The sequence below is a fragment of the Rhodococcus jostii NBRC 16295 genome (assembly GCF_001894825.1).
GTDB classification, from domain to species: Bacteria; Actinomycetota; Actinomycetes; order Mycobacteriales; family Mycobacteriaceae; genus Rhodococcus_F; species Rhodococcus_F jostii.
Genome location: NZ_BCWY01000063.1, coordinates 19612 through 31689 on the forward strand (window position 1 = coordinate 19612; position 12078 = coordinate 31689).

The 12078-nt window shown below is 68.9% G+C and carries 12 protein-coding genes; 5 read left to right on the forward strand and 7 right to left on the reverse strand.

All coding sequences use genetic code 11. The features are described 5' to 3' along the window. Positions 1 to 19: 19 nt before the first annotated feature. On the forward strand, positions 20 to 661 hold the full coding sequence (locus tag RJ1_RS31180) for an NAD(P)-dependent oxidoreductase (protein WP_073366366.1): 642 nt from the start codon (positions 20 to 22) through the stop codon (positions 659 to 661). Between the two features lie 26 nt (positions 662 to 687). Next, positions 688 to 1071, forward strand: a complete 384-nt coding sequence (locus RJ1_RS31185; protein ID WP_073366367.1) for an RNA-binding S4 domain-containing protein — start codon at positions 688 to 690, stop codon at positions 1069 to 1071. Between the two features lie 3 nt (positions 1072 to 1074). Here the strand turns inward: RJ1_RS31185 and RJ1_RS31190 are convergent, their stop codons facing one another. The 4 genes from RJ1_RS31190 to RJ1_RS31205 all read right to left on the reverse strand — a co-directional run bounded on the left by RJ1_RS31190 (position 1075) and on the right by RJ1_RS31205 (position 5970). Further along, positions 1075 to 1989 carry a diacylglycerol kinase gene (locus RJ1_RS31190; protein ID WP_073366368.1) on the reverse strand — a complete coding sequence of 305 codons (915 nt, stop codon included), beginning with the start codon at positions 1987 to 1989 and terminating at the stop codon, positions 1075 to 1077. Next, positions 1986 to 3566 (reverse strand): FAD-binding oxidoreductase, encoded by a 1581-nt coding sequence (locus RJ1_RS31195; protein ID WP_073366399.1) that lies wholly within the window; start codon positions 3564 to 3566, stop codon positions 1986 to 1988. The genes RJ1_RS31190 and RJ1_RS31195 overlap by 4 nt, the downstream gene beginning before the upstream one ends. A gap of 82 nt (positions 3567 to 3648) precedes the next feature. Further along, the gene (locus RJ1_RS31200) at positions 3649 to 4926 is read right to left on the reverse strand and encodes an MFS transporter (RefSeq protein ID WP_073366369.1); all 1278 of its coding nucleotides are present in this window, start codon (positions 4924 to 4926) and stop codon (positions 3649 to 3651) included. A gap of 45 nt (positions 4927 to 4971) precedes the next feature. Continuing rightward, positions 4972 to 5970, reverse strand: coding sequence for an aldo/keto reductase (locus RJ1_RS31205; protein WP_073366370.1), 999 nt, complete (start codon positions 5968 to 5970; stop codon positions 4972 to 4974). An 83-nt stretch (positions 5971 to 6053) separates the two neighbouring features. On the opposite strand from RJ1_RS31205, the gene RJ1_RS31210 reads away from it, so the two are divergent. After that, positions 6054 to 6620, forward strand: a complete 567-nt coding sequence (locus RJ1_RS31210) for a TIGR03086 family metal-binding protein (RefSeq protein WP_073366371.1) — start codon at positions 6054 to 6056, stop codon at positions 6618 to 6620. A 37-nt stretch (positions 6621 to 6657) separates the two neighbouring features. Next, positions 6658 to 8352, forward strand: a complete 1695-nt coding sequence (ilvD, locus tag RJ1_RS31215; RefSeq protein WP_073366372.1) for a dihydroxy-acid dehydratase — start codon at positions 6658 to 6660, stop codon at positions 8350 to 8352. A gap of 66 nt (positions 8353 to 8418) precedes the next feature. Here ilvD and RJ1_RS31220 read toward each other — a convergent pair whose 3' ends face one another. Both RJ1_RS31220 and RJ1_RS31225 read right to left on the reverse strand, forming a co-directional pair. Beyond that, positions 8419 to 9072, reverse strand: a complete 654-nt coding sequence (locus tag RJ1_RS31220; protein WP_073366373.1) for a S1 family peptidase — start codon at positions 9070 to 9072, stop codon at positions 8419 to 8421. 120 nt (positions 9073 to 9192) lie between these two features. After that, on the reverse strand, positions 9193 to 9903 hold the full coding sequence (locus RJ1_RS31225) for a DUF6319 family protein (RefSeq protein WP_073366374.1): 711 nt from the start codon (positions 9901 to 9903) through the stop codon (positions 9193 to 9195). A gap of 149 nt (positions 9904 to 10052) precedes the next feature. Here RJ1_RS31225 and RJ1_RS31230 point away from each other — a divergent pair, with 149 nt between their 5' ends. After that, positions 10053 to 11108: an adenylate/guanylate cyclase domain-containing protein gene (locus RJ1_RS31230; RefSeq protein WP_073366400.1), complete on the forward strand. Its 1056-nt coding sequence runs from the start codon at positions 10053 to 10055 to the stop codon at positions 11106 to 11108. Positions 11109 to 11311: 203 nt separating this feature from the next. Here the strand turns inward: RJ1_RS31230 and RJ1_RS31235 are convergent, their stop codons facing one another. Continuing rightward, the gene (locus RJ1_RS31235) at positions 11312 to 11983 is read right to left on the reverse strand and encodes a TetR/AcrR family transcriptional regulator (RefSeq protein WP_083400638.1); all 672 of its coding nucleotides are present in this window, start codon (positions 11981 to 11983) and stop codon (positions 11312 to 11314) included. Positions 11984 to 12078 lie beyond the last annotated feature (95 nt).

Below are 12078 nucleotides of genomic sequence, written 5' to 3' on the forward strand. Positions count from 1 at the left end.
CCGAAAGGCACGAAGACAGGTGAAGATCACAGCATTCGGGGCCACCGGCGCGATCGGCCGGATGGTCGTCGAGAGGTTGCTCGACGCCGGCCACACCGTCACGGCCTACGTGCGCACGCCGTCGAAGGTTCCTGCCGAATGGGCAGGAAGGGTCGCCACCGTTGTCGGCGAGATCACCGACGCCGAGGCGATCGACTCCGCGATCACCGGAGCGGACGCCGTCGTCAGTGCCCTCGGCCCGACGATGGACCGCACGGCGACGGGGTTGCCGCTTGCCAACGGCAACAGGCTCATCGTGGCGAGCATGGAGAAGCACGGTGTCCGTCGGTACGTCGGAAACGGCACGCCCAGCCTTCTCGACGAACGCGACACGCCCACCGCCCAGACCCGGCTCGTCGGATGGATGGCGCGGACGTTCCTGCCGCGGGCTTACCGGGAGATGCTCGCGATGTCGCGGGCGGTCACCGAATCGGGTCTCGACTGGACCATCGTCCGGTTCATCGCGCCGAAGGACGGACCGGCGCAAGGTGTGAAGAGGGTCGGGTTCTTCGGGACCGACCGCATCGGCTGGCGAGTGACCCGGGCCGACATCGCCGCGTTCACCGCCGCGCAGGTCGACGACGACCGGTACCTGAAGGCGGCACCCGCGATCAGCAATTGAGTCGCGTGCTTTCGTATCCTGGTCGGGTGGCGATTTCCGGTACCGACCCCGCGAGCGTGCGGGTCGACAGCTGGACCTGGGCGGTCCGGCTGTTCAAGACGCGCTCCGCGGCGGCTGCCGCCTGCAGGTCGGGACACGTGCGGGTCAACGGCACCACCGCCAAGCCGGCGCAGCCGGTCAAGGCCGGTGACGAGGTGCGCATCCGCGCGTCGGGTGTCGAACGCATCGTGGAGGTCGTCCGTCCGATCACCAAACGGGTGGGTGCGGTGGTGGCCGTCGAGTGCTTCACCGACAACACACCGCCGCCCCCGCCGCGGGAAGTCCTCGCGTCGATACCGCAGCGCGACCGGGGCGCCGGCCGGCCCACCAAGCGGGAACGCCGCGAGATGGACCGGCTGCGCGGCCTGTGAATCTCAGGCCGGTGTGTGGCTGAGGATGTGCAGCGCCGTCGGCACGGCCTCGATGGTGACCGGCAGCGGGCCGACGCGGTCGCCGTCCGCGTACGCCGTGATGCCCTCACAGTGCAGCCGGACCGTCCGCGAACGGTAGGTCTGCACGTCGGGTAGGTCCACGTGCGTGCCCTTGTAGACCCGGGGGAACAGCCGGACCAGCCTCGATCGGGGGCCGTGGTCGACGACCGTGACGTCGAGCAGGCCGTCCGTCTTGTCCGCATTCGGGCAGATCTGCATCCCACCGCCGTACGAACGCCCATTGCCCACGGCGACGAGCGTCGCATCGACCTCGAAAGTCTCGTCGTCGAGTTCGATGCGGTAGTGGAGCGGCTTCAGTTGCGTCAGTTCGGCCAGCATCGCGAGGTTGTACCGCATCGGCCCCTTCGGCCACGACATGCGGTTCGCGCGGTCCGTGACGAGCGAATCGAAACCGCTCGCGATGATGGTGCCCGCCCACACCACAGCGCCGTCCTCGAGGGTGATCCTGGCGAGGTCGGACTCCTGCACCTCGCCGTCGGCGATGACGTCGGCCGCCGCGACGGGGTCGCCGACCGGGATGCCGAACTCCCGCGCGTGGTCGTTGCCGGTGCCCGCCGGGATCAGGCCGACGGGTGTCCCGGACAGCGCCGCCGCCTGCAACCCGATGCTGATGGCGCCGTCTCCGCCGACGACGACGAGCGCGTCGGTGCCGTCGTCGATTGCCCGGCGGGCCAGGCTGCGTGCATGATCGGCGTCGGTTCCGATGATCTCGGTGACGGCGACTCCGCGCTCACGCAGGCGCGCGACCCCCTTGCGTCCGGCCACCGGCGCGTGACCGTGCCCGGCGAGGGGGTTGACGAGGACGGTGACCTTCTCGATCACCTTCTGCGTGCTCACGGAATCAGCTTGCCGGGGTTGAGGATTCCCACGGGGTCGACGGCGTCCTTGACCGCCCGCAGAATCGCGACACCGAGGTCGCCGATCTCGTCCCGCATCCACGGGCGGTGGTCGACTCCGACCGCGTGGTGGTGCGTGATGGTTCCGCCGGCGGCGACGATGGCGTCACCGGCAGCGGTCTTGGCCTTCCGCCACTGTTCGATCGGGTCTTCCGCCTGCGCGGACACGACGGTGAAGTACAGCGAGGCGCCGGTCGGGTAGGTGTGCGATATGTGGCAGAGGACGAGCGGCGGGGTGCCCTGCGCAGACAGCGACTCCGTCAGCGCGGTGGTCACCGCCGTCCGGAGCGCGGCGAGGTTGCCCCAGCGGGTCGCGGTTTCCAGCGTCTCACACAGCGCCCCCGCGTCGAGCAGCGAGTCGCGCAGGTAGGGGGCGTCGAAACGGCCGTGCTCCCAGCCGTTTCCGGGTTCCTCACCCAGTGACGTGCCGCCGTGCGCGAGCAGTACGGCGCGGGCCTCCGCAGTCCGCTCGGCAGTGTGCTCGGCGGTGCCCTCGAACGTGGTGATCGCCAGGCAGCCGCCGGTGGCGGTCTCCTCGCCGATCTTGTCGGTGGTGGCCAGGTTCACCGCCGTCTCCGCCTCGTCCGACAGTCGCAGGACGGTGGGGACCGCGCCCTCCTGCCGCAGGGCGCGCAGAGCGGCGGCGCCCGTCTCGAAGTCGGGGAAGCTCCACCCCTCGCGGACGGTGGTGTCTGGGGTCGCGTGCACCCGCACCCGGACGCGGGTGATGACGCCGAGCGTTCCCTCCGACCCGACGAACAGTTCGCCCAGATCCGGACCGGCCGCGGACGCCGGGGCGCGCCCCGTGTCGAGAATGCCGGTGGGGGTCACCACCCGCAGACCCTGCACCATGTCCTCGAACCGCCCGTACCCCGCGGACGCCTGCCCCGACGACCGGGTGGCCGCGAAGCCGCCGATGGTCGCGAACATGAAGCTCTGCGGGAAGTGCCCGAGCGAGAAACCGTGCGCCCCGAGCAGTTCCTCCGCGCGGGGGCCGGTGACGCCCGCGCCCAGGGTGGCGATGCCGGAGTCGGTGTCGAGGTCGATCAGCGAGTCGAACCGGCGCAGGTCCAGCGAGAGGACGGCGTCGAATCGGTCGCGCACGGGGTCGAGTCCGCCGACGACGCTCGTGCCGCCGCCGAACGGCACTACGGCGATGCCGTTGTCGGCGCAGTATCGGAGCACCTCGGCGACCTCGGCGTCGGTGCCGGGGGTGACCACGGCGTCGGGGGCGTTCTGCGGTTCGGTGCTGCGGCGACGCAGCAGGTCGAGTGTGCTCTTGCCGCCGGACCGCAGCAGCCGGTCGGAATGCGCGATGCTGCAGAACGGTTCTCCGACGACGCCCGCGAGCGCCGCGAGTTGCTGCTCGGCCAGTGCGCTCGGAGCCAGGACGACGTCTTCTGCCGCTCGGTCGGACGGCTCCCTGATCGTGACGCCGAGGGCCTGCTGCAACAGCCCCTTGATGCCGTCGGACAGGACCTTGTGCTTCTCCGGCGCGCCCCAGGCGTCCCACTGCATCGGGGGTGCCGTGAGGACGGCGTGATCTTCCGATCGCTCATTGCTCATGCGTTATAGTGTTACACATCATGTAAGAGTGTAACTAGCCCTTCGGTCGGTCGCCTCGCTCCCGCCACACCTGCCGGATGGGCCGCAGTACCAATCCCATCTGCCTCCGCGTCTTCCCGCGGGTGACGAGGACACCGGTGATCGCGACGATCCACACCGGGTACTGCACGAGCCACGCCACCCGGAACGCGTCGAACGAGTACCCGCCCATCGCCTCGAGAATGAGCCCCATCGCCTGGATTACCAGCAACGACGCCAGGAAACCACCGATGTTGACCATGCCCTGCGCGGTGCCCATGCTGGTGCTCGGGTTGAACATCCGGGCGTAGTCGAATCCGATCATCGATCCGGGGCCACCCACCGAGATCACCATCACCAGGAGCGCCAGCAACCAGATCGGCGCGGGCCCCGGCAGCGCCAGCACCACCGTCCACATCGCCGCATTGCTGATCATGATCGAGAGCACCAGGTACGACCGGCGCATCGGGAAACGACCGCTGAGGATGCCGATGATCGGCCCGGCGACGATCGCCGAGATCACCGACAGTGTCAGCAGGGAACCGGCCTCCGCCGGCGACAACCCCTGCGCCGACCGCAGGTACGGCACACCCCACAGCAGCGCGAACGTCGTCATCGAGAACTGCGTCCCCATGTGGGTGAAGAACCCGAGCCGGGTGCCGTGACGCCCCCACACGGCACGGATCTGCGTGCCCACCTCCCGCAGTCCGGCGGGCGCGGCCACCACTTCCAGACCGGGCGGGGCATTGCGGATGACGGAGGCGGCGAGCACGAACGACAGCAGACCGAGCGACGCCGCACTGCCGTACGCGAAACTCCAGCCCGGACCGTTCAGCAACAACATCAACGGCAGCGCCGACAGGATCTGACCGATCTGACCGAAGATGCCCGTCAGCTGCGACACGAGCGGCACCCGCCGCGGCGCGAACCACTGCGGAACAAGGCGCAGCACGGAGATGAACGTCATCGCGTCGCCGACGCCGACGAGAACACGCGCGGCGACCGCCAGCGGCAGCGATTCGGTGAGTGCGAGAAGCATCTGCGCCGACGCCATGATGAGGGCGCCCGCGGAGATCATGATCCGCGACCCGTACCGGTCGAGGAGCACGCCCGCCGGGATCTGCATTCCCGCGTACACCACGATCTGGAGTACGACGAAACCCGACAACACGCTCGGACTGATCGAAAATCGTTCCGACGCCGCGAGGCCCGACACACCGAACGAGGTTCGATGCAGGACGGCGACGATATATGCGACAACCCCGACGCCCCACACCAACCACACTCTGCTCATCGCAGATCAAACTACCCCCCAGCAGGTATTACCCGCCGGGTGAAGTCACTCCCGGCCCTGCGACACCCACGCCTGATCGGCGGAGCGGGTGCCCACGGTCAGGTCCGCGAGCAGGTCCAGGCGCGCGATCTGACCTTCGGTCAACGCCACCGAGAGCGCTCCGGCGTTCTCCGTCACACGCGCCGCGAACCGGGTGCCGGGAATCGACACGGACGGCAACCCGAACTCGCGGCCCTTCGCATCGAGCCACGCCAACGACACCTGGGCGGGCGTCGCGTCGAGTTCGGCAGCGACCTCGCGGACGACGTCGAGCACCTTCAGGTTCGCCGGCAGCGCGTCGTCGCCGAAGCGGGGGAACCGGCGACGCAGATCCTTGTCGCCCAGCGCGGCCGGGTCGTACGTTCCGGTGAGGAAGCCCCGGCCGACCGGGGAGTACGGCACGAACCCGATGCCCAGTTCCGCCGCCGCGGGGACCACGTGCTTCTCGACGTCGCGACTCCAGATGCTCCACTCGCTCTGAATCGCGGCGATGGGGTGCACACGCGACGCACGCCGGAGCTCGTCGCCGGTGGCCTCCGACAGTCCGATGTTACGGACCTTCCCGGCCTTCACCTGTTCCGCGATCGCGCCGACGGTGTCCTCGATCGGCACCTCGGGGTCGACGCGGTGCAGGTAGTAGAGGTCGACGGTGTCGACGCCGAGCCGGGTCAGCGATTCGTCGAGGGCCTGCGCCACGTACTCGGGCTTGCCGTTGATGCTGCGCTGACCGTTCGCGATGTTGCCGACGAGCCCGAACTTGGTGGCCAACTGCACCTCGTCGCGGCGTTCCTTCAGCACCGTGCCCACCGCGATCTCGCTCGCGCCCTCGCCGTAGACGTTGGCCGTGTCGATGAATGTCACGCCGATGTCGATCGCGTGGTGGAGGGTCGCCAGCGCCTCCGCGGGATCGACGGGGCCGTAGACGGGCGCGACGGACATGGCGCCGTAGCCCTGCGCACTGACGGTGAAGCCTTCGGACAACTGCACGGTGGGGATGTTGGTCATGCGCCCATCCTTCCCGAGCACCCCGACAGGTGCATCGTTTGGAATCGAGCTGATCGTGACCCCGCGGGCTCTACCCTGGGGGCATGGCATTCGACTGGATCGAACTCGGGCGCATCGCCCACCGCGAGTTCGGCGCCCGGGTCGCCGCGATCACCGACTGGTCGGCCCCCACGCCGGACCGCGAATGGGACGTCACCCAACTGGTGCGGCACGTCATCGAGGAACAGCAATGGGTTCCGCCGCTGCTCGCCGGGAAGACGGTCGGCGAAGCCACCCCGGACATCGAGCCCCTGCACGGCGACATGAGGTTGGAATGGCAGCGTTACTCCGACGCGGCCATCCGGGCGTGGTCGTCGACGGACCCGCAGACGCCGGTGCACCTGTCCTACGGCACGGTGCCGCTCGAGCCGTATCTGCGGCAGCAGATCGCCGACGTCACCATCCACGCGTGGGACCTCGCCAAGGCCACCGGATCCGACGACACGCTCGACCCGCAACTCGTCGCCGGCATCTGGTCGGATCTCGACAGCCAACGCGAGATGCTGTCCGAGAGCGGGCTGTTCGACGACCCCGTCGACGTTCCCGCCGACGCGCCACTGCAGGATCGCCTGATCGCCCTGACCGGTCGCGATCCCCGGCAACGCGTTTAACCAACCGGCACCGAGGGTCCCGCCTACGCTGGGATGCATGAGTACTCCGGATCCGAAACCCCGCAGCCGCGACGTCACCGACGGACTGGAGAAGACCGCAGCACGCGGCATGCTCCGTGCGGTGGGCATGGGCGACGACGACTGGGGCAAGTCGCAGATCGGTGTGGCGTCGTCCTGGAACGAGATCACCCCCTGCAACCTGTCCCTCGACCGGCTCGCGAAGGCCGTCAAGGAAGGCGTCCACGCGGGCGGCGGATATCCCATGGAGTTCGGCACCATCTCCGTGTCCGACGGCATCTCCATGGGACACGAGGGCATGCACTTCTCCCTCGTCTCCCGTGAGGTGATCGCCGACAGTGTGGAAACGGTGATGCAGGCCGAACGCCTCGACGGATCGGTGCTGCTCGCCGGTTGCGACAAGTCGCTGCCCGGCATGCTGATGGCCGCGGCCCGCCTGGATCTCGCGAGCGTGTTCCTCTACGCCGGTTCGATCCTGCCGGGCATCGCCAAAATGTCCGACGGCACCGAACGCGACGTCACCATCATCGACGCGTTCGAGGCGGTCGGCGCCTGCTCCCGCGGCCTGATGAGCCGTGAGGACGTCGACGCCATCGAGCGCGCCATCTGTCCCGGGGAGGGCGCGTGCGGCGGGATGTACACCGCGAACACCATGGCCAGCGCCGCCGAGGCGCTCGGGATGTCGCTGCCGGGCAGCGCGTCCCCGCCCGCCACCGACCGCCGTCGCGACGGATTCGCGAGGCGCAGCGGCGAAGCCGTCGTCGAACTGCTGCGCCGCGGCATCACCGCCCGGGACATCCTCACCAAGGAGGCGTTCGAGAACGCCATCGCCGTGGTCATGGCATTCGGCGGGTCCACCAACGCGGTCCTGCACCTGCTGGCGATCGCCAGCGAGGCCGACGTGGAACTGACCCTCGACGACTTCTCCCGCGTCGGCGCCCGCGTCCCGCACCTCGCGGACGTCAAACCGTTCGGCAAGCACGTGATGAAGGACGTCGACCACATCGGCGGCGTCCCCGTCATCATGAAGGCCCTGCTCGACGCCGGGATGCTGCACGGCGACTGCCTCACCGTCACCGGGAAGACCATGGCCGAGAACCTGGCGGACATCGCGCCCCCCGACCCGGACGGCAAGGTGCTCCGCGCCATGAACTCACCCATCCATCCGACCGGCGGCATCACGATCCTCAAGGGTTCCCTGGCCCCCGGCGGCGCGGTGGTGAAGTCGGCCGGCTTCGACTCCGACGTCTTCACCGGCACCGCCCGCGTCTTCGAACGGGAGCGGGCCGCGATGGACGCCCTCGAGGACGGCACCATCACGAACGGCGACGTCGTCGTCATCCGCTACGAGGGTCCCAAGGGCGGTCCCGGCATGCGTGAGATGCTCGCGATCACGGGGGCCATCAAGGGCGCCGGACTGGGCAAGGACGTACTGCTGCTCACCGACGGCCGATTCTCCGGCGGCACCACCGGCCTGTGCGTCGGCCACGTGGCACCGGAAGCCGTCGACGGTGGTCCGATCGCCTTCGTCCGCGACGGCGATCAGATCCGATTGGATGTCGGAACGGGCACGCTGGAACTGCTCGTCGACGAAGAGGAACTGGCCGGCCGGAAGAACGGATGGGAGCCCCTGCCCCCGCGCTACACCCGCGGGGTCCTCGCCAAGTACACGAAGCTCGTCGGTTCCGCCTCGGGTGGCGCGGTCTGCGGGTAGGCGCTTCGCGCCCGTGAGTGGTTGACGAGTCCGGAGACTCGCTCACCACTCACGAGCCCGGAGGGCCTAAATGGGTCGGAACCCGGCGCCCGGACCGCCGCTCGCGTTCATGTCGGCGACGATCGAATTGAGGTTGGTGCCGATCTCCGGGCCGACGCACGGCGCCGCCAGGTAGGCGTTGACCATGGCCACGAGGGTCGTCCCCACGACCATCGGTGCGCCGGAGTCACCTTCGATCACGCAGGCCTGGGTCCACGTCTCCCCCGTCTGCATGAGGTCGCCGTAGACGATGCCGCACGTGTTTCCCGTGGTGCGGCCTTCCTTGCACGCCACCTGCGGGAAGGCTGCCGGTGCGCCGATCTGCGTGATGGTGACTCCGCCGACCCGGTTGACCGGGACGACCTTCTTGGGGTCGAACTGGATCACCGCGTAGTCGAGGGCGGGATTGGAGACGACGAACTCGCCGACGATGCCGGCGTCCTGGTTGGCCTCCGGCACCACGTACGAGCCCGCCTCACCGCAGTGGCCGGCCGTCAGTCCGACGAGCCGGCCCGCGTTGTCGTGTCCGATGGTGGTGAGCGAACAGACGAGTTCGTCGTTCACCACGATCCCCGAACCGCCCCCCAAGACGGCGGCCGGAGCTGCTGTCGCGGACCCCGCCGCAACGAATCCCAGAATTCCCGCTGTCGCCGCAACAACCGCCGCGAATCGTTTCAACATTTTTCGAACCTTCCCGGATGAGCCCCGACGGCCGCGTGTCTCCCCATAAGAATCCCACCCGCACAAGCCCTGCGTGGGGGAATGCCGATGTAGAGACCGCGACCGTTGCTCGCCCGGGAGCTAGTCGACGGCGCCGAGCGCCTCCAGCGCTTTGCGTGCGTCCTCGAGTTGCCGGCTCAGCTCGTCGACCCGGGCGGCCGCGAGGTTGCGTGCGGCGACGATGATCGACTCGACCGCTTCGATCGCGGTCTCCTCCCCGAGTTCCCGGACCGCCCGCTCGACGGCATCCGGCGACACGGGAACGGCCTTGCCGGGACGCTTCGCGCCGTGGGCGACGGTGACGCTCCAGTCGTTGTCGGCCCCGGCGTGGATGGTGACGCTCACTCCCGCGGGCACCTTCTTGCCGGCGCGTTTGGCCGGTGCCGCGGCGGGTTTCGGGACCGCGGCGGCGGGCTGCGGCGTCGCGACGGTCTTCGCGGCGGGAGCCTTGGGGGCGGGCGGCGGACCGGGCTCGATCTCCTGATGCACCACCGGCGCCGCGGGGGCGGCGGGCGCGGCCGCCGGCTTGGGTGCCGGAATTCGTCTCATCATGAGCTCCTCCGCTTCGAAAGGAAGCTCGTCGTCGACGCCCTTGGGGCGGATTTGGACCGTATTGCCTTGCACCGCGATAACTTTCGCCGAGGCTCCGGCCTCGAGCCCGAGGCTGGGCATCGCCTCGCGCAGATACACGGTGGCCCGCTTGCCTTCCGCGATCGCGGCAGCGAGGGTCTCGAGATTCTCCGCGGTCAGGTGATCCGGTGCGGCGGCGCCGGAACGTCTACGGGGCGGCATGCGCTGTCCTTTCTGGTCTGTCTCCTGGTTACGCTCGTGAGCACCGCAACTCTCGCACACGCCACCGACGTTTCCGCATCGGACGGGCTCGCACAGTGGCAGATTGAGGGCGACCGCGCGTGCGCATCGAACAATTCGAGAGGAACGACGTGACCTCGGAATCATCCGACAACGGCGAAGAGGCCGCAACGACGACGGAGATCTCGCCGAGCCTGCTCCGTGACGTCCAGGCGGATCTCGAGGAGTCGCTCCTCGGCGGGCCCCGCCGCTTCACACGGGCCGAGATCGCCGACGTCGCGGGTGTGTCCCTCGAGCGAGCGGACCGCTTGTGGGTATCGATGGGTTTCGCGGTCGACATCGACCCGGACAGCGTCATGTTCACCGAGGGGGACGCCGCCGCGCTACGCACCATGGCGTCGCTCGTCGACCGGGGGATCATCTCGCCGGAGCGCGAAGTGGCGGCGGCCCGCGCTCTCGGTCAGTCGTTGTCGCGGCTCGCCGAATGGCAGGTGTCGCTGATCAGCACTCATATCGTCGATCAGCTCGCGGGCTCGGCGGGTAGCGACGAGCAGGCGATCCGGGAGCAGGTGCGGGAGCTCACCGCCGAGATCCTTCCGGCGGTCGAGTCGCTGCAGGCGTACGTGTGGCGCAGGCACGTCGCCTCGACCACCGGGCGCAACGTGGGGAACCCCGGCGAGGAGGTCGCGAGCCGGAATCTGGTGGTCGGATTCGCGGACATCGTCGGGTACACGTCGCTGACGCGTCAGCTCGGCGCCCGGGAACTGGCCGATCTGCTGGAACGATTCGAGTCGGCGTCGACGACGGTGATCGGTGGGCATCAGGGGTGGGTGGTGAAGACGGTCGGCGACGAGGTGATGTTCGCCGTCGAATCGCCGGCCGCTGCGGCGGAGATCGCCCTGCAGTTGCAGGAGCGGGTGCTGCCGGACGCGACGGACCCCGAACTGCGGGTCGGTCTCGCGATGGGTCCGGTGCTCGTCCGGTTCGGCGACCTCTACGGCTCCGTCGTCAACACCGCGGCGCGACTCACCGGTTCGGCGCGTCCCGGCACGGTGCTGATCGACGAGGAACTCGCCCACGAACTCGCCGAAGCGCCCGATTACTACCTCAAACAGTTACGCCCACGACGCGTTCGAGGGATACGCAGGCTCGAGCAGTTCGTGCTGCGCCGTAACCGGGACGCCTGACGACCGTCAGCTTCCGAAGGGAAGGGTTCCGGGCGGGATGGAGTATCCGCTGCTGCCGGCGGCGACGCCGCCCCACGCACCGAGGAGCCAGTTGAGTGCATCAGTGATCATCGAGAAACCTTCCCACACCATTCATTCGACATGCGCGGCATCGGGTGCCGCGCGCACTGCCACGGTAATGACGACTCGCTGAGCTGTCGACGTCATAATGCCTGAGCAGGCGGTATCTCGATCAGCGTCGGCGTGCCGGCACCGGCTTCGACCTGGGCGGCGCGGGCGGCGAGGAAGTCGTCGACGATCTGCTCACACGCGGCGCGTCCCAGCGGGGTGAGGGTGGCGAGCCGGGTGAAGACGAGCGGTCCGATGAGCTGCGCGAGGGCGAGGTCGTAGTCGAATTCGCCGAGGCGTTCCGCCGCCTCGGGTGTCCCGAAGACCTGATCGAACGCCGCCCGGTACTGCGCGACGATCGTCTGCCTGAGCGTGCGGAGTTCCGGTTTGTCCGATTCGATCTCGTCGGCACTCGAGTAGTCCTCCAGCGCGGGGCCCATGCCCAGCCAGCACATCGCCGTCACGTTCATCGGGGCACTCTCGATGAGTTTGGCCTGACTGACCATCAACTCGACCAGCCGGTCCCGGAGGTCGCCTTCCGCGGGCACCGTCGGGGCGGGCGGTATCAGCCGCCCGAAGGCCGCGGCAACCAGTTCGGTGCCGTTGGCGAAGTGCCGGTAGAGGGTGGCGCGGGCCACCTTCGCCAGCTTGGTGACGGCGTCGATCGTGACGGCGTCCGTGCCGCCCTTCGCGAGGAGAGTTGTCGCGGCGTCGAGAAGTCGCGCCCGAGAGCGCTGCCTGCGGGGATCCTGCTCGGTCATCTGCACCGCCCGTTCCTGCCATTGCCCGACCTCTTGTGAACTGTCAGTCTACCAACGATACTGACAGTCTTATTTCTATCGGGAGGAGTGTCGTGCACCCT